Below are 20007 nucleotides of genomic sequence, written 5' to 3' on the forward strand. Positions count from 1 at the left end.
AAGCTAGGGCGTATAATACCTGGCCACTTTTGATGCCAGAATGTTTCTTCTCTATAATCGTGAACTTCAAACTTTAGACCTTCCTTTAAATGATATACAACTACAGATTTATATTCAGTATTTTGTAATTAGTATATACTTTTTACCTAATTATATAGAGTAAATGATTTGTAAAAGGCTCTATACTATAGCAAATAAAACAGTTTCTTCTGCATGAATGGTGTAATGGCCTAAATAGAATTTATATCCCAAGTTCAAGGACTCTAAATAGTTAGGAATGCTGAAAAAATCATCCAGTGAATGATAAATGGCTATTGCAAGTTTAGGCTTAAATTTACATATTGTGTCTTTAGCTCCATATAAAGCAGATAACTCTACACCTTCAATATCCATTTTTATATAATCAACCTTTGTGATTTTATTTTTTTGGACAATTTCGTCAATTGTAATAGTTTGTGTTGTTTCATTATTTTCTCCTAAGGAGTTAAAATCAACACGGCTTCCTGGCCCATTGTCAATGTAATATATTTGCTCATTTGATGTACTCCATAAAGGGTTGGGAACAACTGTAATCCGTTTCTCGAGACTTGGATTTAACTGCAAATTTTTATATAAAAGTTCTATATTACTTGGAATAAATTCAATTGTATAGACATGACCTTTGCTCCCAACTTCATTGGCAAAATATAATGCTGTATCTCCCCAACAACCGCCTGCATCAATAACAACATCATTTTCCTCTGCTTTTATTAAAAAAGAGCCTTCACTGTATTCATATTGTTTTATTACAAAATCTATTAGGATACCCATTGTGTTATAATAAAGTTGAATAGGAAAGCCAATAGATTCTAAGTTATATTTATATAAATTCCAGTTTAAAAAATTAATTTTAACAAAATCGTTTTTCTGTGCTAGGTTATCAATTGAGATAAGATAATTCCAATAGTTTGAATTATTTACAGGAAGCTTTACTTTTTGAAATCCAAGAATTCTGTAAGCAATAATTTTTGTTAGCAAAGCCTTAGACGCTTCAGAATTTAAGATATTATATAGATATTCTAATCCTTCAAAATAGGGATCTAAAGATTGTATAGTTGATATTATAGAATCATTTTTCTTATCAACTTTAAAATAATTTTTCTTATTCAGATATTCTTTAACTTGTTTTCTGATAAAATTTTCTTTAACAGAATGATTTTGTTTAGTGAAACGATAAGTATCAAAATTATCCTCAAAGTTATTATACATATTTAATAATAGCTCATTAGTGAAAGCAGTTATAAATTTCATATATTTTATTTCTAAATATTAAAATCCTTCTCTATAGTGATATATTCCAGTCGATTTTGCTAAATCAAGTATCAGTCTATTAACTATTTTATAGATACTCGATATAAACTTCCAGAGGAGGAAGATAAGCCTTTGTAACATTAATCATCTATAATAGCTCTTTTTGTAAATATTGTATTGTGAAAGGTAAGCTAGGGCGTATAATACCTGGCCACTTTTGATGCCAGAATGTTTCTTCTCTATAATCGTGAACTTCAAACTTTAGACCTTCCTTTAAATGATATACAACTACAGATTTATCTTTAACAACCATGAGATCCAACATATAGTTACCATCATTCAGTAAATTTCCTGGTATTGTCAGAATGGCTTCATAAAAGCCTTTTTCTAGGTTTTGACTATCACTGGCAACAGCAAAAATCGTTTCTCCTTCAATAGTATACAGATGAGAGCTAAGATTGATATAAATATCTGATTGTAAAATCTCAAATTTAATGGAGATGTGTAAAGGTGTACGCACATCAATTTTTTCTATATTATCTACATATTTAGGTATAAGTTGAAATTTTTCAATAGAGACAACTTCGTTTCCAACTGGAGTTTCTATTGAAAGTTTTTCCAATGCTTCATCTTTTAGATAATGGTTTATTGCATTACTTGCTGAACCTATATAACCTATCTTACCTCTTTGAATAACAATACCTTTTGAGCATAAAGCTTTTACTGCTGTCATATTATGGCTTACAAAAAGAACTGTACGTCCTTGTCCTGCAACTTCACCCATTTTACCCAGACATTTTTTTTGAAATTCGGCATCTCCTACGGCAAGTACTTCATCAATGATTAAAATTTCGGGTTCAAGATGTGCAGCTACAGCAAAGGCTAAACGGACATACATACCACTACTATAAAATTTCACAGGGGTATCTATAAATTTGGATACACCTGAAAATTCTACAATTTCATCAAATTTAGCTTTGATTTCCTTCCGGGTCATTCCTAAAATTGTTCCATTTAAGTAAACATTTTCTCTTCCTGACAATTCAGGATGGAAACCTGTTCCAACTTCTAGTAAAGAAGCAACACGACCATTGATTTCAATTCTGCCCTTTGCTGGTTCAGTAATACGAGAAAGTATTTTAAGTAAGGTACTTTTTCCAGCCCCATTTTTTCCAATCAATCCAACAGCTTCACCTTTATTTATTTCAAAGGATATATCTTCTAACGCCCAAAAGTCTTGAGTTGGTAAGCTTTTTTGGGATCCTCTCAATTGATTCCATTTCTTTGTAAGACTATCTCTAAGTGAACCGCTTTTTTGTGCTCCAATCTGGTATAGCTTAGAGAGGTTTTCTACTTTTATCGCAATGTCGGACATTCTTTAATTAATATTTACTCTCTGTTAAATTCTTTCTTTTTTGTTGCACACTCTAAACAATGTCAGCCATAACTCTTTCAACTCGACGAAAATAATATAAGGCTGATATGAATAATCCTGTAGATAGTCCAAATGAAATAAAGGAATAAAAATTTGGAGGATCTGTACCTAATAATGACCAGCGAAAACCTTCAACTATTGCAGCCATTGGGTTCAAATAAAATAACCATTGATAATCAGTATTGATTAAAGTTGTGGGGTAAGCAATAGGAGTTGCATATAAGCCGAACTGAACCATAAAAGGAACAATTTGTTGAAAATCTCGATAGCGGATAGTAAGAGCACTAAGCCAAATTCCTACAGATAAAGCCGTAAGAATAGTCATGAAAATATAAAATGGAAGAAATAGAATATTTTCAGAAGGAGTGATTCCATACCAAAGCATTAATATTAATACAAATAACAAACCAACTCCAAAATCTACAAAACCTACCAAAGCCTTTGATAGTGGAATAATAAGACGAGGAAAATAAATTTTCTGAATCATTCCCTGTGCGCCAATAATAGAATTGCCTGCCTGGTTCATTACAACAGAAAAATATGTCCATGCACTCATCCCACAGGCTGCATATAACGCATAAGGTATATCAGATGGAATACTTTTGGAAATACCAACCGCTTTTCCAAATACTACTGTAAAAATAATAAGAGTAAAAAGAGGTTGAATAACAGCCCATAAAACACCTAAAAAAGTTTGAGCGTAACGTACACGTAAATCGCGATATGCCAGAATGAAAAAAAGATCTCTGTAAGCAATTAACTCTTTAAAGTTTATGCTGAAATTACTTCGATTGGCATCAATAATAAGCTTCGACATTTAATAAAGAACTGAGTTTAACTCAGAAAAGATAATTTATTAAGCAACAAGTTTCAAAACTACAAAATCCTTTTGGCAACACCTACTGAACAATAAATTTCTGTACTTGTACAGAATCACCATAACGTAATATCAATAAATACATTCCTTTATTTGTGACAGAAAGACTCGGAAAAATCTCTAACAATGTAAAAGCATTAAAATTTATTTGAGTATTTGTCAAGGTTGTTTTCTGAATCAGAGCTCCTGTTGTAGTATATATTTCAAAATAGACAGGTCGTTTTTCAGAAAGTGAAAAGCCTACTTTTACATTAGATAAGAGGTCTTTACTAATAGGGTTCGGAAATATTAGTAAATTGTTGATAGTGGAAATATTAAGTGGTATTTTTTGAGTAACTACAGCCTCACACCCATTTTGATGAAAAGAAGTTAGTATTACTTCATAAATTCCTGGTTGTGAATAAGTATGTATGGGGCTCATTTCTGTGCTTTTTATATTATCTCCAAAGTCCCATACATACTGGCTGGCATTGGTAGATTGGTTTATAAAAGAGATTGTTAATGGGTCTGTGGAAGATTGGTTATATGTAAAGATCGAGTTGGATGAGGGTAAAACCGGAATAGTTTTAGAAAGGCTGCTGGTGCAACCAGAAGAAGTAGTAACTGTTAAATTTACAGTCAAAGATGTTAAGGTCTTTGGTATAGTTATGGAGGGTTGTTCTACTACAAATTCACCCAAAGTGCCAAAGTTCCATCTCCAGGTAGTAACAGGGTCATTTGTAGAAATAATATCAGATTTAAATACAACAGTAGTATTGGCACATACTGTTGTATCAGGACTAATGCTTATACCAACTCCTCCTGCTGCAACAGTCTTTGTTAATGTATTGGTACACCGTGATGCAGACGTTACAGTCAACTGCACAGTGTAAGTACCAATTTGAGAATACGTATGAGATGGATTTTGCTCTGTGGAGGGTGTGCTATTATCTCCAAAATCCCAATACCAAGATATTATACTGCCTCCTGAAGGTGGCTGTGATGTATTGGTAAATATAACTTCACGTGTATTACAATTGGATTGAGCAGTAAAATTGGCGACAGGAGATGCAATAACTGTTATAGACTTGGTAAGTGAATCTATACAGCCAAAAGAATTTGTTACTTTTAATTTTACCTGATAGGTTCCTGCACTTGTGAAAGCATGAATAGGATTAGGACTTGTAGAGCTATTTTCAGCACTTTGAGAATCTCCAAAGTTCCAGTCCCATTGTTGAATCGACCCATTATTAGCTATACTTTCATCTGTAAATTGTGTCGCCTCTCCTGCACAAGCAAGGGCAGTAGAGAAAACAGGTGTAGGCAATGAATAAATGGTAACAGATTTTGTTAAAGCTACACTACAACCCGTACTATTCTCAATAGTTAATGTAACCAGATAAGTACCAATTTGAGAATATGTATGAGATGGATTTTGCTCTGTGGAGGGTGTGCTATTATCTCCAAAATCCCAGCTACGTGAAACCAGATTTGTTCCACTCCCAAAAGTAGTTTCATCAACAAATTGTGTTTTGTTTCCTAAACATGCTTGACTAAATGAAAAAGCTATATTAGCACCCTCTTGTAATAGTATAGATTTGATAACATTTGTTTGGCACCCGCTTTGTCCTGTAATAGTTAAGGATACTGTTTGTGTGCCAGAAGATGTAAACTTATGGACTGGATTTTGTTCTGTAGAAGTTGTATTATCACTAAATTTCCACTCCCATTTTACTATCGGATCATCAATGACTGTGGATGCATCTTTAAACTGTAAGGTTTGATATGAACAAGAAGTAGTAGGTAATTCTATATCAGCTGTAGAAGATTGATAAATCTTAACAGATTTAGTAGTTTTATAGGTTTTATTGCACAAATCCCGAAGTGTGAGTGAAACAGGATAATCTTTGGCAGTTGCATAAATATGCTGTACTGGATTTTGAGTAGAAGTTTGACCATCTCCAAAGTCCCAAAAATAAGATACTATTGTATTTCCCTCTACAGCCCCCGCAGCTGTAAATGTCACTGCTTGATTTACACATTGATTGCTTACTTTGAAATCAGAATCTATAAGAGGTCTGACAAAAACAGAATCTGTATAATAGGATACACCATTTTGATTATCTGTTGAAGTAAGCATAATCTTTTGCCATCCACTTTGACTATAAGATATGACGGATGGAATGGCTAATTCTGAGCTAGTTATAGAAGCATTACAGTCTGAATATACTGCTTTTACAACTTCCTTGTCTGTATATCTTAGACCAATAAAAAATGTCTCTGAATTCTCGCTCACAATATCCGGTCCTGCTATTTCTGTTGCTTCAAAGTTGAAAATTCTTTTTATAGAAGGTGTATTTTGAATATCCTGCCCAAAATTAAAATCTATAACCTGAGTATCAAATTGAGTAACAATTGCATGGATATTTGATTCATCGACCACTAACGAAACAGAAGTAAGGGCTGTTCCAAATGGAGATGCGTTAGTAATTTCTGTTACCCTAGGTGAAGAAAAAAGACGCTCTCCAAATTCCAGTAAGAATAATTTATTATTAAATGATGCTGCTACTCCAATCCATTTATTGCAATATCTTTTAATGGAAACTTTCATAATGCCAGAACCTTGAGGGACATCTTGAACAGGGCTTGTAACAATGATTTTATCATTTGTTGGGTTATTAGCAAGCGTATTCCCAAAGTTTACGATAGTAAAAGTATTGCTCTTATGGTTTAGTATAACAGAGATATATTCACCATTATCATTGACAATTTCTAATCCTCTTGGAATTTCGAGTAAGCCATGCAAACTTGTTATATAGCTGGCAGTTGGGATATTAGTAAGCTTATCTCCAAAATATAAACGTACAATATCCTCTGTATTTGAAGAACTTGTGGTTAAATCACCTACAATACCAAACCATTCATTGCCAATTTTGATAAGTTTCATTTGATCTGGAAGTGATAAAAGTCCACCTGGATTACCCAAATTATTAATTGTCGGCGTGTTATTTAGATTGTTGCCATAATCTAATCTTATAATAGTATTATACTCAAAGTCTGTAACAAAACTATACCAGTTAGCTCCATCTTTTACAGTAGTTATTCCAAGTGCCAAACTACTGAGAGATGGTAGAGCAGTTACAAGTTTATATGTTGGTACTTTTTTAAGATCACCATTACAAAAATCCCATGAATAAAGGGTTGCTCCTGTTGATGTGTTACTGATAGTTATATTTTCTCCTATGCAAACTGTATCTGGTAAAGTAAAGCTTGGCCGAGGACATTGGGCTTTGCTAGTTGAAATTGCAAAGAAAAATGCAATCCAGACAACAAAAACCTGCCATGGCTTGCTAAGAGTAAAGAGCTTCATATTGTAAGTCAACAGTTTACACAAAGATAAAGTATGAAATAAAAAAATCCGCAAGAGTGTAAGTTCTTGCGGATTTTTATTTGATTCCTATAGTCGCCACACTACCCTTTAGATAAGAATTAGTATGTGTGCAATTGATGTGAAATAAGTCCAGTTAAAATATGTTCAGAATTAAATCAGGCTGTTACAGCTTCTGAATATTCCTGATACACACGACGTAAACCGTCTTCCAAGCTAATGCTATACTTCCATCCAAAACTTGCTAGTTTGCTTACATCCATTAGTTTGCGGGGCGTTCCATCTGGCTTAGAAGTATTCCATACAATCTGGCCTTCATATCCTATAGTTTTTTGAACCAGTTCAGCCAGTTCCTTTATACTGATATCTTCTCCTGTACCAATGTTTACCAGACCTGGTTCATTGTACGTTTCCATTAAATAAAAACAAGCCGCAGCAAGATCATCTGCATGTAAGAATTCACGGCGAGGAGAGCCACTTCCCCATACTTCTACAGTAGGTGCACCGTTTATTTTTGCTTCATGAAACTTACGAATCAATGCTGGTAAAACGTGTGAGTTATTCAGATCATAATTATCATTAGGACCATATAGGTTGGTAGGCATTACAGAGATAAAATTACAGCCATATTGACTACGATAAGCATCACACATCTTAATACCTGCTATTTTAGCAATTGCATAAGGCTCATTGGTTGGCTCTAGTTCGCCTGTTAAAAGATAGTCTTCTCTTAAAGGTTGAGGTGCCATTTTAGGATAGATACAAGAAGATCCTAAAAATAAAAGCTTCTTAACACCATTGCGGTAAGACTCATGAATGATGTTGTTTTGAATCATCATATTATCATAGATGAAATCAGCCCGATACGTGTTGTTGGCATGAATACCTCCTACTTTTGCAGCTGCCAGAAATACATAATCTGGTTTCTCATCTTCAAAAAACTGGCGTACTGCTGCCTGGTTACGCAAATCCAACTCAGAAGATACACGAGTAACCAGATTGTTATAGCCTTCAGCTTTTAGCTTTCTGACAATAGCTGAACCTACCATACCACGGTGACCAGCAACGTAAATTTTAGCGTTCTTTTCCAATTCTGTATGTGTTTGTATATAAGAAATTACGAATGTATTAGCGATAATAGCCTTTTCAGCTTCAGAAAATTTTTATAATAACTTACATATATATGTTTTTATTCCATTAATAACTAAACATATACTAGATGTAAGCACTAAAAGTGAATTTTTAGCAAATTTGTAAAATAAAGGATCTTATTTTGACCCCAAGTTAGAATTTTATGATAAATTGGTGATCAGCAAGTTAAGAGTATAACAAAAAAATACAGGAAGAACGTTCCTTAAAAATTACATGCTCTATAGGTTAATTTGAACTCTATAAATCTGACTCGAAATAAAAACAATATTTTTGCGTTTCCCAGTAAAGATACTGAATTATCAACTTATGTTTTTCAAGAATAACTTTACTTTCTTTCCTCAGATGGTTCCTGCCTATATACGGTATGGGTTACTCCTGATTGGTTTAGCATTGGGACCGATTGGTATGGCTCAGGAAATTTCAGAAGATAGTCTTATGCAGGAAGATGATCCTGAAGCTGCACTTATTGCAGAACTGGAGGCAGCTAAAAAGAAGAAACCAGATGAAAAGGTACCTCTCAAACAGCCTAAGAATGTATTTTATGGTACCAAGGTTAAAAAAAACTTCATAAAGACCTATTCAACAGGTGGTACAGAAATCGAGATATTCTATTATATCCTGGAGCACAAAGAGGCTAATCCTTATTTACAAAGTGTACAGGAGATTGTCTGGTTTAATCCACACAAACGGGCTTTACAGAAGACGTTGGGTGTAGATAAAAAAGATATGCGGTTATTGCATGGACCTTACAAAAAACTTCGTAATGGAAAAGTTATTGCAGAAGGGTATTATTTTATGGGTGGCAAACATGGACGCTGGGAGAATTATGATGAAAATTATATCCTGAAAGATAAAGTGAAGTACTACAATGGATGGCCAAAAGAAGCAGAGATTACCTATTATGATTCAGATCGTAAAAAAATAAAAGAAATAACAGCTGTACATTATGGAGAAAAGCATGGGATGTATTATGCTTTTTATGAAGGTGGCCAGATAAAAGCCAGAGGGAAATATGATCATAACTATCAGATTGGCTCTTGGATCGAATATTATCAGTTTGGCAAACATAGCCAGATGAGAAAGAAAGAAACTGTCTATCCCAGACGTGCCTTTGACAATACAGAGCCTTATATATCAAAAGAATGGGATGATAAAGGAAAGCTAGTTTTTGATGCAGCAAAGGATGGCAAGAAGACAGATGAAGATGATGAGAAAAATACAGATAAAGTAGCCAAAGATAAAGAGGACAATGATACAGACGAAAAGTTTTGATCATTGAAGATAACTTCAGTAACTGAAAAGACCCTGAGAAATTTAAACTTTCTCAGGGTCTTTTATTTATAACTATTACTAGTATTTAAAGTATATACACAAGAACATATACAGCTCAATATTATTTATTGTTTACTTTGCATCTTGTATTAATTCTGCTCTTTTGTGTGTAATAGTAATGAGAAAACAATACGTAAGACTGCAACAATTTTTAGGTTTTACACGAAAAGAAACAAATGGTTTTTTGATCCTTTCCGGATTAATGTTGCTGGCTATTCTTGCCATGTTTCTGATACCAGTTCTATGGCCTACTTCTACATATGATCCTGTTACTGATAAAAGACAATTAGATAGTTTGGTAGCTTTATTAGATACAACTACCCAGCCTGTTTTTCAGAGAGTAGATACTAAACAAAAAGAAACAATTATTGTTCAAAAGCTTTTTAACTTTAACCCAAATACAATTTCTGTTACACAATGGCAACAATTGGGTGTTCCTGAATTTCTGGCTACCCGAATCTCAAAATATAAAAATAAGGGAGGTGTTTTTCATATTAAGAGTGATCTGAAAAAAATCTATGACTTCCCTCCTGTTCTTTATGAGCAGCTTTATCCATATATTCAGTTGCCTGAAAGTATGGATAGAAAAATGGCTGAACACTTTCCCGAAAAGAAAAATGATTACAAAACAGATCGATATTCAATAAAGAAAGAAACAGCTATTGCCAGGTTTGACCTTAATATGGCAGATACAAATCAGTTAATGGCGATTAAAGGTATAGGGCCTGCCTTATCAAAACGTATTATCAAATACCGGGATGCTTTAGGAGGGTTTCGAGCATTAGAACAAGTACATGAAGTATATGGACTGGATTCTTTAGTTGTGCATGAATTGCTCAAATATGCCTATCTTTCAGAACGTATACCTGTTAAGACACTCCGAATTAATACAGCTTCTGTAGAGGAGATAGATGCTCATCCTTATATATCGCCAAAACTTGCGAAAATAATTGTTGCTTATAGACAACAGCATGGTGCCTATCATTCAGTAGCCGATCTGGAAAAGATTAAAATTTTAGATCAAACAACTCTACAAAAGATCATACCATATGTGAGTTTTGAGTAATTTTGATGCGACGGCCTGAAGTTGGATCGAAAATGAGATATAGGGCCAAAAATTAACTCTAACCATTTTATTTCTTAAATGTAATGACAGTTGCTCCTACATTAATTCTCGATAGAAAACAGGTTCTACAGAAAATCAAGCGGATTGCATATGAGATTTATGAAGATAATGCCAATGAGCAAGAGGTGATTCTCGCTGGAATTTATGATAAAGGCTTTCGGTTTGCTCAGTTACTTCAGGAACAATTAAAGTCTATCTCACCTTTGGCTGTACATTTGGTGAAAATTGACCTTGAGAAACTCTCACCTATACAAAGTGAAATACAACTAGATTGTGAAGAAAGCTTTCTAAAAGATAAAAGTATTGTTTTGTTGGATGATGTACTTAATACCGGACGCACATTAGCACATAGCTTAAAGCCCTTTCTCCAAATTCCTGTAAAAAAAATCCGGGTAGCTGTTATTGTTAATAGAAGCCATACCCTATTTCCTATTGCGGCTGATTTTGTAGGCTATGCGTTATCTACTACTATTCAGGAACATATTGATGTAAATCTGGATGATTCAGATAAGTTAGGGGTTTATCTGAGTTAAGAGTATTATAGGAACAGTCCAAGTGTAAGTATTGGTACTTTTTAATGCCGCCTCCTTACATGTGCATAATTTATGGCAAAAAACAAATCAGTTAAGACAAGGCAATCGGCTCCTTTAATGAAAATTTGTGCATAACTCCGATCACTTTTATTTTAAGCATAATTACAATAAAGAAAAATCTGATCGGAATTCACTGCAAGCACTAAGCCTTCGTAATTAGGCGTAAGGCAAGTTTTGCAGTGAATTTCGATTATCATGTTGCTCTTGGAAGATTCTATTCGAAAGAACGAAAAGGCCTTTACAAAATAATTTAGACTATCTTATAAAAACAGGAAAGGGTGAGAATTATATTCTCACCCTTTCCTGTTTTTATATATTAAGTTTAAAGACCTAATGAAAAATAAGACAAAAAGGCAAGCCATGATGGATTACGAGTTGCTCTTGATTGAGAAGTTTGAGGTACAACACATATGTTCTTACCAAGATCCTTTATTTTCAATTCACTTCTGAGGTATTCAATCATCGTATTTTCTTTTTCACAAACGCCTTTGGATACATCTGCTAGTGCATACAATGTAGCTGAGACAGTCTCAACTAATTCAGGACGTTGGTTTAGAAGTTTCTGTAACGTTTTCATAAACTTCCGGTCCCATATATCCAGATTATCAATCAAGTATTTGAATTCGTTGAAGAATAGATCCTTATAATCCTTAACTTCTTCCTTGTCTGCATTAGATGGCAGAGTTTCAGTAACAATATGATTGGCGAGTCCTTGTAATAAAGACCATTCTTTTTCATCTACCTCACCATCTGTTTTCGCAACCAATAGGGCTGGATAATAGGTTATAAATGCAGAAAATTGCTCATCACTGAGCTTTATTTTGCGAACCTCCTGGTACTCCTCATGTAGTTCTGTTAAAGAAAGCGTATTCATAAAAATGGCTGGTTGAACGAAGCATCTAAGGTACTTCTTTATATATACTATAATCCAGTGTATTTTTTTACTTAATCTGTACAATATATGATATAGGCATAATTAATATGTTTTTTTGCCCGAACGTAAGCATTTACGTAACTTCGCAAGCATATTATTCATCTTATTCTTTGGTTTGTATACGTAAATTCTTTGGATAAGGTCTACTGATTTCCATAAAATAATGGGAATCAGTCCTTACAAAAGTTAAATACTATCATTTAAAGCTATTTTCTTTTAACGAAGTTTTTATGAAAATCGTGTAAAGAATTTGTTAATTATTTTATGTAAAATTTAACTTTTTCAATCTAAAGCGTCAACGGATTCTAGGTGTTTATAAAAATTTTGTTTATTCTCTTACATCAGCAAACATTTATTAACTAGTATGACAAGCGGATTTTTCCACATTCCTGTTCCTAAAAACGAACCTATTTTGTCCTATGTATCGGGTTCACCAGAAAAAACAACTCTGAAAAGAGCTCTCACAGATGCTCGTTCCCAACAGATAGAAATTCCTATGTATATTGGTGGAGAGAAGGTTTATACAGATCAACGAATTCCTCTTTCACCACCACATGATCATCAGCATATTCTTGGGTACTTCCATGAAGGAGACGCCGGACATGTGGAACAGGCTATTCAGGCTGCATTAAATGCAAAGCCACAATGGGAACAGATGAGTTGGGAGCATCGGGCTGCTATATTCCTAAAAGCTGCAGATCTGATTGCAGGCCCTTATCGTGCCAGAATGAATGCCGCTACCATGCTCGGTCAGTCAAAAAATGTATTCCAGGCGGAAATTGACTCAGCGTGTGAAATTATTGACTTTCTTCGGTTTAATGTGGCATATATGGGGGAAATTTATCAACAACAACCTATTTCATCTCAAGGGGTATGGAATCGTGTTGAGTATAGACCATTGGAAGGATTTGTATTTGCTCTGACACCATTCAACTTTACAGCCATTGCTGGTAATCTTCCTGCTTCGGCGGCGTTGATGGGTAATACAGTTGTGTGGAAACCTGCCTACACTCAGGTTTATTCGGCGCAAGTGCTGATGGAGGTCTTTCAGGAAGCTGGCGTACCTGATGGTGTTATCAACTTGATTTATGTGGATGGCCCTGTTGCCGGTGATATCATTTTCAAACATCCTGATTTTGCCGGAATTCATTTTACAGGTAGTACCAAAGTATTTCAGAATATCTGGAAAACTATTGGAGAAAATATTCATCTATATAAGTCTTATCCTCGTATTGTTGGAGAGACAGGAGGAAAAGATTTTGTGATTGCCCATGCTTCAGCTAATCCTAAAGCGGTTGCGGTTGGATTATTAAGGGGCGCATTTGAATACCAAGGACAAAAATGCTCGGCTGCTTCCCGTGCCTATATTCCACATACATTATGGGAGGAAGTGAAAAATTATATGATCGAAGATTTGAAAACATTCCGCATGGGTGGTGTAGAAGATTTTCGCAACTTTATCAATGCTGTAATTGATGAACGGGCTTTTGATAAGATTGCATCCTATATTGACAGAGCAAAAGAAGATCCTGCTGTGACAGTTGTAGCAGGAGGTGGATATGATAAATCAAAAGGATACTTTGTTGAACCTACTGTACTGGAAACAAAGAATCCTCAATCACTGACCATGTGCGAAGAGATTTTCGGCCCTGTACTAACAGTATATGTGTACAATGCCGATAATTTTGAACAAACACTGGAACTGGTCGACCAGACATCTCCGTATGCGTTGACTGGTGCTGTATTTGCGCAGGATAGATATGCTATTGAGCTGGCAAGTGCAAAATTGAAGCATTCAGCTGGTAACTTCTATATTAATGATAAGCCAACAGGTGCGGTTGTGGGACAGCAGCCTTTTGGAGGAGGAAGAGCTTCCGGTACCAACGATAAAGCTGGTTCTTTGCTGAATTTGCTGCGTTGGGTATCAACACGGACTATTAAGGAAACATTTGTATCTCCTACTGATTATCGTTACCCTTTCCTGGCTGAAGAATAAGATAGGTATTCTATAAAAAAGCACCTCTTCTATGGTTATTAAACCTATTGGAAGAGGTGCTTTTTTTATGACAGAAATTATAAAATATAGATAGAATCCTACAAGATTTCTGTAGAAAGAATAAGAATGTACAGGATCTGCTTTTTCGATTATTTATTTATCTTTGTTTTCTAGGGCTACTATTTGTATTTGTTTGTAATAGTTTGATAATCAGCGTGAGGCTTGTTGTTGTATAGGTGTTTCGAGTGAGAAAAAACGCATCTCCTCTTTATAATTTCATATTTGATTTTTATAGAAAAACTTTGCTATGAATCTTAAAATCGTAAAATTTAGTCCACTTTTTCTGAAATACTACAAAATCTTACATCTGTAGTAATACGGTAACTACTCCCTCCTTTTCACATCTTTTTTGCATAGTTGTATTAAGAGTACAGATTTCGAATTATTTAATCTGGTTTGCTAAACTGCTGCAACAATAAAGAATTTAAAGTCAACTATGTAACCATTTTCTCCATGAGAAAGATCATAAAAAATAACTGGCTTATCGTATCTTTTGCTGCTATAGTATTACTCATATTGATAAACATTTGGATTACCATCCGTAACAATAAAGTCATTGAACAAAATTCACTGCTTGAAAAACACACTGAGGAAGTTAAATTGGCCACGCAAGGTATCCTAAATGGAACAGTACACACCTTGGACCTAGGTGTTCGGGGGTATGCTCTGACTAAGGATACCAATTTGTTATCACCTTATAAGTCGGCTTTGGTAAAACATGAACCCTTATTTCGCAAAATAGATTCTTTACTGAAAGAACAAAAGTATGACAAACTGGACTCTCTTCAGTTAGTAAAGCATGAAGTAGATAAATACATCCAGTTTATGGGTGAAATGGTGACACTAGCTGAAAAAGATAGTATGGCCGCTTTTACCAAGATGCTCAAACAAGATAAAGGATATGATGTATGGGTAAAATATGCTGCATTTGAAAAACCGGTTTTTGCCTTTCAAGACCAAATAAAACACAAAGCGCAGGAAAACTATCAAACTGCCATGTATCAGAATATTTTGATACAAATCATATTATTGATTATCACATTGCCTACAGTATACTTTATTATCTATCGTTTGAGAAAAGAAAGTAAGGAAAGGCGAATGTTATTACTGGAGCTGGAAAACTATAATCAGAATTATTTCTTCCATTCCCGCACACAAACTGAACAGGCTACAGAAGAAATAAGTGTAAAAGATATTTTGGATAATTCCATCCAGAATATTCGGCGGGCATCTGATTTTGTAAAGAACATAGCCAATGGAGATTATAGTGTGACGTGGGAAGGAATGACTGAAGCTATTCGGGAGAAAAACACTACCACACTGGCTGGTGAATTGTTGCAAATGAAAGAGCAAATGCAACAGGTAAAAGAAGAAGATCAGAAACGCAACTGGGTAAATGAAGGTCTAAGTTATCTGGGCGAGATCCTAAGAAAGGAGTCTGATCTGACTAAAATTTCAGATCGTGTTTTGGCTGAGCTTATTAAATATCTGAATGCCAATCAGGGAGCCTTATTTATCTTACAGGATGAGAATCCTGCCAGACCTGTACTACAACTGAGGGCTGCCTATGCTTATAACAGAAAGAAATACCTGAATAAAGAAATTGCACCTGGTGAGGGGCTGGCTGGACAAGCCTGGCAGGAAGCTGATACTATTTATCTGACACAAATTCCTCAGGATTACATAAAAATATCATCAGGTTTAGGTGATGCCCGTCCTAATAACTTACTGATTGTGCCACTTAAATACGATGATAAAATTCAGGGTGTGATCGAACTCGCTTCTTTCAAGACGTTTCAACCTCATGAAATTGCCTTCGTAGAAAAATTGGGTGAGAGCATGGCAGTTACATTTGCTTCTGCAAAAATCTCCGAGAAGACCAGTAGATTATTGGTTGAAACTCAGCACATGACAGAATTGATGAGGTCACAGGAGGAGGAGATGCGTCAGAATATGGAAGAGATGCAGGCTACTCAGGAAGAGATGGAACGTAAACGGCATGAGTATATGCAACAAATTGAACAGTTGACTCTGGAAAATAAAGAACTTAAAAAAATGGCAATCGCCTGATACTTGAATAGAAATCCAGCTTTAGTAAATTTTTAATTGTAAATCCTGCTATTTTTGAAGCATCCTGACAACAGGGTGCTTTTTTATTTAACACTACTTATGTCACACCGAAATTTTGCCAGAGAGATTTTATTTGGAGTCGCTGTAGGAGATGCCTTGGGAGTGCCCGTAGAATTTAAAGGGAGAATGGAATTACAGGACAATCCGGTTACTGCTATGATTGGCTACGGGAGTCATCATCAGCCACCTGGAACCTGGTCGGATGATAGTTCGCTTACCTTTTGCCTGGCAGAAAGTTTATGTAAAGGGTATGATCTCAATGATCTGGGACGTCGGTTTATTAACTGGCGAGAGCTGAATTACTGGACTCCTTATGGAAATGTATTTGATATTGGCTTTGCTACTTCTGATGCAATCAGTGATTTGATAAGGGGTGTAAATCCTGTTCATGCTGGCAGATCAGATGAGAGAAGCAATGGCAATGGGTCACTGATGCGGATTCTGCCTCTGTTGCTACATATTAAAGATATGCCTATTGAGAAACGCTATCAATACACGAAAGAAGTATCTTCTGTAACACATGCACATATTCGTTCTGTTATTGCCTGTTTTATTTATTTGGAATATGCTCGTCAGATTATAGAAGGAAAGGAAAAGTTCGAAGCCTTTGAGATAACTAAAAACCTGGTGAATGACTTCTTACAAAGTCAGGCTGTGTGTAGGCAGGAAGAAATAGATAAATTTCATCGTATTCTAATGAATCCGGTTAGTAATTATGAGATAAAACCGATTTATGAATATGATGAGAATGAAATTTCTTCCTCAGGATATGTGCTAAGTAGTCTGGAAGCTAGTTTCTGGTGTTTGCTAAACAGCAATTCGTATAGTGAGACAGTATTGAAAGCAGTGAATCTGGGAAGTGATACAGATACTACAGGTGCTATTGCTGGTGGACTCGCTGGTCTGTTGTATGGCTTTGAGCAAATTCCTGAATCATGGGTAATAGAGCTAGCACGCCGTCAGGATATTGAAGACTTGGCAATGAGACTACACAAGAAATATAATGGGATATCCTAGTCGAAGATTTATCCAGACCCTTATTTGAATACTTTTTAGCTTTTTTGATCGGTATAATCATTTACATGAATTAATAACTCAAATGATCTCTTACAATCCCAAAGAGTGGTTTACATTTATTTTTCGTTTTCACAAATCTGATACACTACGCCAGTTGGCCCCTCTTATGGCAGCACTTGGTGTCTATTCATGGGCAGTAGCCTATATGGAACTGGAATATTGGAAGCTATCAGAGAATAACCATCTTCGTAATCTGACAGTAATACATAGCTTATTAGGCTTCGTGATTTCCATGCTACTGGTTTTTCGGACAAATACTGCTTATGACCGTTGGTGGGAAGGACGTAGATTATGGGGTAGTTTAGTAAATAACAGCCGAAATCTGGCTATTAAGTTAGCTGCAATATTGCCACCAGAAGATGCATCCAATCGTCATTTTTTTAAACGTGTTATTGCATTGTATGCCTCTACGTTAGCCGCACACTTACAGTCAGAAGCAACAAGATTGGCTTTGGATGAGCAGGAACATCCGGACTTGAAGGATTTGGATAAAAGTAAACATTTGCCTAATCAAGTCGCTACCTTATTATTCGGACGGGCAAACAAATTGTATGAAGAAAACAAAATCAAAGAGGCTCAGCTAATTGTATTAAATGGAGAACTGCTTTCTTTTACTGACGTATGTGGTGCTTGTGAACGAATCAAGAATACTCCTATCCCCTTTTCCTATAGTATATTCATCAAAAAATTTATCTTCTTTTATGTGATGACTATGCCTTTTGGGTTTGTCTTTTCATTAGGATATTGGGTAATTCCGGTTGTTATTTTTGTCTTCTATGTACTGGCCAGTATAGAGTTGATTGCTGAGGAGATTGAAGATCCATTTGGTGGAGACGCCAATGACCTACCAACTTTCAAAATAGCTAGCAACATTAAAAAACACATCGGCGAAATATTATAAAACAGAAATATGACTGATACTACTATTAGCACTATCTCTATTCTGGGCTGTGGCTGGTTGGGCTTACCTTTAGCAAAAAAACTACTCGAAAAAGGGTATCTGGTAAAAGGAAGTACTACTACTACTGAAAAGTTAGGTGTTCTGGCTGAATCAGGGATACAACCTTTCTTAATTAACCTTCAACCCAGTGTTGCAGAAGTACATCAGAGTGAGTTATATGAGTTTTTACAGGCAGATATTCTGATTATTGATATTCCGCCACGTACTGTTATTCATGGTGATGAATTTCATGTGCAGCAAATTCGATCTTTAGCCGAATCCATATCAATACCTCTACCTCAAATCATATACATAAGTTCTACTTCTGTATATCCTGATAATAATCAGGTTGCTACTGAGGAAACAGAAGTAATAGAAAGTAATGCAATGGTACAAGTTGAATACTTGTTGAGGAATATTTCTGCTGCTACAACAATACTTCGTTGTGGCGGCTTAATGGGATATGGCCGTATTCCTGGGAAATATGTGGCAGGCAAAACAATTACAACTGGTAATGTACCTGTTAACTTTATATACAGAGATGATGTCGTAGAAGTTATTTGTGAGGTAATTGAGCAGAAAAAATGGGGTGTAACTTATAATGTCGTAGCACCTTTACATCCTGTTCGCAGACTTGTATATGATCAGAATGTAAAAGATCTGGGATTCCTCCCTCCTGTCTATGATGATTCTACATTGCCTGCGCATAAGGTCATCAGTAACGATAAGTTAGTTCAGGACTTAAAATATACCTTTCAGTTTCCTGATCCGGTTGCATTTCCTTATGGATCTTGAAAAGATCTAGAACCTATCTCACATCATATTTCTTATAATTCTCAAAATCGGAAATCAATTTTTGGGACTTGGCGTAAGACATATATTCTTCTGATTTGGATAATATTTGGCCTGTAGTGGAATAGTTTGTAATAAATAAAGTATCTGCATATGGATCTTTATTCAATGTTCTCACTAACCTTAGCTTATTATCTGTCCATTTGTGTTCATAAATAGTGTAACACCCACAGGCACAAGATGCTTCTCTGGATCTGATTATCAAATGATTTTTATCAGCAATAGGATTTCCTCTTACTGATTTTTCGAATGTAGTATCATTGATAAATATATGCTGCTTTGGATCATAGAAATAGAAGGCAAAATGTGCACTTGAGCAACCATTCGATGAAGACGTATGTAAAGCTAAGTCTGTATAATTATCAAAGTTAAAATCAGATAATCGGGTAAATACTGAAAATGTCTTGCCAAAGCTACTCTCATAAATATTCATACTGTGCCATTTTTTATGGTGACTTATGTAAAATCCCATAATGTCATGATCAAAATCTATAAGAACAGCAATAGGCTTGTTTATCTGTGGGTGCTTAAAAATCTTTAAATAAAAGCTTGAAGAATTAATTTCCACAAAAGAGGTTGTAGTATATCCTTTTAGGCGAGAAATCAATATACTGTCTCCTCTTAGGAAATCTTGAGCATTCATGATTGCTCTATCTTTGACAAATAGTTTACTTTTATATTCTCTCGTACTTGGTCGATATTTCTCTACTGGTTTTTCTTTAAAAGAACTACCACAAGCCGTTAAGAATGCTATAATTATGTACGAAATAAGCATGAATTTCATACTAACAAAATTTTGAATAAGGTTTAGGGCCAAAGTCTGAATTCTACTAAAGAATCAACTTT

The 20007-nt window shown here is 35.1% G+C and carries 15 protein-coding genes; 8 read left to right on the forward strand and 7 right to left on the reverse strand.

The features are described from left to right. Positions 1 to 180: 180 nt before the first annotated feature. The 5 genes from QNI22_RS18380 to fcl all read right to left on the reverse strand — a co-directional run bounded on the left by QNI22_RS18380 (position 181) and on the right by fcl (position 8060). A complete protein-coding gene (locus QNI22_RS18380; protein WP_314512851.1) occupies positions 181 to 1290 on the reverse strand; it encodes an FkbM family methyltransferase in 1110 nt (369 codons plus the stop codon). 148 nt (positions 1291 to 1438) lie between these two features. Beyond that, complete coding sequence (locus tag QNI22_RS18385) at positions 1439 to 2665, reverse strand: ABC transporter ATP-binding protein (protein WP_314512853.1); 1227 nt, start codon at positions 2663 to 2665, stop codon at positions 1439 to 1441. Between the two features lie 52 nt (positions 2666 to 2717). Beyond that, positions 2718 to 3542: an ABC transporter permease gene (locus QNI22_RS18390; protein ID WP_314512855.1), complete on the reverse strand. Its 825-nt coding sequence runs from the start codon at positions 3540 to 3542 to the stop codon at positions 2718 to 2720. Positions 3543 to 3624: 82 nt separating this feature from the next. Continuing rightward, positions 3625 to 6951: a PKD domain-containing protein gene (locus QNI22_RS18395; protein ID WP_314512856.1), complete on the reverse strand. Its 3327-nt coding sequence runs from the start codon at positions 6949 to 6951 to the stop codon at positions 3625 to 3627. A gap of 176 nt (positions 6952 to 7127) precedes the next feature. Continuing rightward, positions 7128 to 8060, reverse strand: a complete 933-nt coding sequence (gene fcl, locus QNI22_RS18400) for a GDP-L-fucose synthase (RefSeq protein WP_314512859.1) — start codon at positions 8058 to 8060, stop codon at positions 7128 to 7130. A 367-nt stretch (positions 8061 to 8427) separates the two neighbouring features. Here fcl and QNI22_RS18405 point away from each other — a divergent pair, with 367 nt between their 5' ends. From QNI22_RS18405 to QNI22_RS18415, 3 genes are all read left to right on the forward strand, one after another. Continuing rightward, positions 8428 to 9393, forward strand: a complete 966-nt coding sequence (locus QNI22_RS18405) for a toxin-antitoxin system YwqK family antitoxin (protein WP_314512861.1) — start codon at positions 8428 to 8430, stop codon at positions 9391 to 9393. Between the two features lie 178 nt (positions 9394 to 9571). Then, a complete protein-coding gene (locus QNI22_RS18410) occupies positions 9572 to 10519 on the forward strand; it encodes a ComEA family DNA-binding protein (RefSeq protein ID WP_314512862.1) in 948 nt (315 codons plus the stop codon). 83 nt (positions 10520 to 10602) lie between these two features. Continuing rightward, a complete protein-coding gene (locus QNI22_RS18415; protein WP_314512864.1) occupies positions 10603 to 11112 on the forward strand; it encodes a phosphoribosyltransferase family protein in 510 nt (169 codons plus the stop codon). Between the two features lie 382 nt (positions 11113 to 11494). On the opposite strand, the gene QNI22_RS18420 is transcribed toward QNI22_RS18415, so the two are convergent. Next, a complete protein-coding gene (locus QNI22_RS18420; protein ID WP_314512866.1) occupies positions 11495 to 12046 on the reverse strand; it encodes a hypothetical protein in 552 nt (183 codons plus the stop codon). Between the two features lie 424 nt (positions 12047 to 12470). Between QNI22_RS18420 and pruA the strand changes: the two genes are divergently transcribed. The 5 genes from pruA to QNI22_RS18445 all read left to right on the forward strand — a co-directional run bounded on the left by pruA (position 12471) and on the right by QNI22_RS18445 (position 19104). After that, the gene (pruA, locus tag QNI22_RS18425) at positions 12471 to 14102 is read left to right on the forward strand and encodes an L-glutamate gamma-semialdehyde dehydrogenase (RefSeq protein ID WP_314512868.1); all 1632 of its coding nucleotides are present in this window, start codon (positions 12471 to 12473) and stop codon (positions 14100 to 14102) included. Between the two features lie 513 nt (positions 14103 to 14615). Next, positions 14616 to 16232: a GAF domain-containing protein gene (locus QNI22_RS18430; protein ID WP_314512870.1), complete on the forward strand. Its 1617-nt coding sequence runs from the start codon at positions 14616 to 14618 to the stop codon at positions 16230 to 16232. Between the two features lie 99 nt (positions 16233 to 16331). Continuing rightward, positions 16332 to 17309 (forward strand): ADP-ribosylglycohydrolase family protein, encoded by a 978-nt coding sequence (locus tag QNI22_RS18435; protein ID WP_314512871.1) that lies wholly within the window; start codon positions 16332 to 16334, stop codon positions 17307 to 17309. A gap of 82 nt (positions 17310 to 17391) precedes the next feature. Further along, positions 17392 to 18270, forward strand: a complete 879-nt coding sequence (locus QNI22_RS18440; protein ID WP_314512873.1) for a bestrophin family protein — start codon at positions 17392 to 17394, stop codon at positions 18268 to 18270. 9 nt (positions 18271 to 18279) lie between these two features. Further along, on the forward strand, positions 18280 to 19104 hold the full coding sequence (locus QNI22_RS18445) for a Rossmann-fold NAD(P)-binding domain-containing protein (protein ID WP_314512875.1): 825 nt from the start codon (positions 18280 to 18282) through the stop codon (positions 19102 to 19104). 13 nt (positions 19105 to 19117) lie between these two features. Here QNI22_RS18445 and QNI22_RS18450 read toward each other — a convergent pair whose 3' ends face one another. Beyond that, complete coding sequence (locus QNI22_RS18450; protein WP_314512877.1) at positions 19118 to 19945, reverse strand: XAC2610-related protein; 828 nt, start codon at positions 19943 to 19945, stop codon at positions 19118 to 19120. Between the last annotated feature and the right edge of the window lie 62 nt (positions 19946 to 20007).

Origin of the sequence: Xanthocytophaga agilis (assembly GCF_030068605.1) — a bacterium.
GTDB classification, from domain to species: domain Bacteria; phylum Bacteroidota; class Bacteroidia; order Cytophagales; family 172606-1; genus Xanthocytophaga; species Xanthocytophaga agilis.

Coding starts and splice junctions, on each gene's coding strand:
- QNI22_RS18440 (WP_314512873.1), top strand. CDS start 17,392: ATGATCTCTTACAATCCCAAAGAGTGGTTTACATTTATTTTTCGTTTT.
- QNI22_RS18390 (WP_314512855.1), bottom strand. CDS start 3,542: ATGTCGAAGCTTATTATTGATGCCAATCGAAGTAATTTCAGCATAAAC.
- QNI22_RS18430 (WP_314512870.1), top strand. CDS start 14,616: ATGAGAAAGATCATAAAAAATAACTGGCTTATCGTATCTTTTGCTGCT.
- QNI22_RS18420 (WP_314512866.1), bottom strand. CDS start 12,046: ATGAATACGCTTTCTTTAACAGAACTACATGAGGAGTACCAGGAGGTT.
- QNI22_RS18450 (WP_314512877.1), bottom strand. CDS start 19,945: ATGAAATTCATGCTTATTTCGTACATAATTATAGCATTCTTAACGGCT.
- pruA (WP_314512868.1), top strand. CDS start 12,471: ATGACAAGCGGATTTTTCCACATTCCTGTTCCTAAAAACGAACCTATT.
- QNI22_RS18395 (WP_314512856.1), bottom strand. CDS start 6,951: ATGAAGCTCTTTACTCTTAGCAAGCCATGGCAGGTTTTTGTTGTCTGG.
- QNI22_RS18445 (WP_314512875.1), top strand. CDS start 18,280: ATGACTGATACTACTATTAGCACTATCTCTATTCTGGGCTGTGGCTGG.
- QNI22_RS18410 (WP_314512862.1), top strand. CDS start 9,572: ATGAGAAAACAATACGTAAGACTGCAACAATTTTTAGGTTTTACACGA.
- QNI22_RS18385 (WP_314512853.1), bottom strand. CDS start 2,665: ATGTCCGACATTGCGATAAAAGTAGAAAACCTCTCTAAGCTATACCAG.
- QNI22_RS18415 (WP_314512864.1), top strand. CDS start 10,603: ATGACAGTTGCTCCTACATTAATTCTCGATAGAAAACAGGTTCTACAG.
- QNI22_RS18405 (WP_314512861.1), top strand. CDS start 8,428: ATGTTTTTCAAGAATAACTTTACTTTCTTTCCTCAGATGGTTCCTGCC.
- QNI22_RS18380 (WP_314512851.1), bottom strand. CDS start 1,290: ATGAAATTTATAACTGCTTTCACTAATGAGCTATTATTAAATATGTAT.
- QNI22_RS18435 (WP_314512871.1), top strand. CDS start 16,332: ATGTCACACCGAAATTTTGCCAGAGAGATTTTATTTGGAGTCGCTGTA.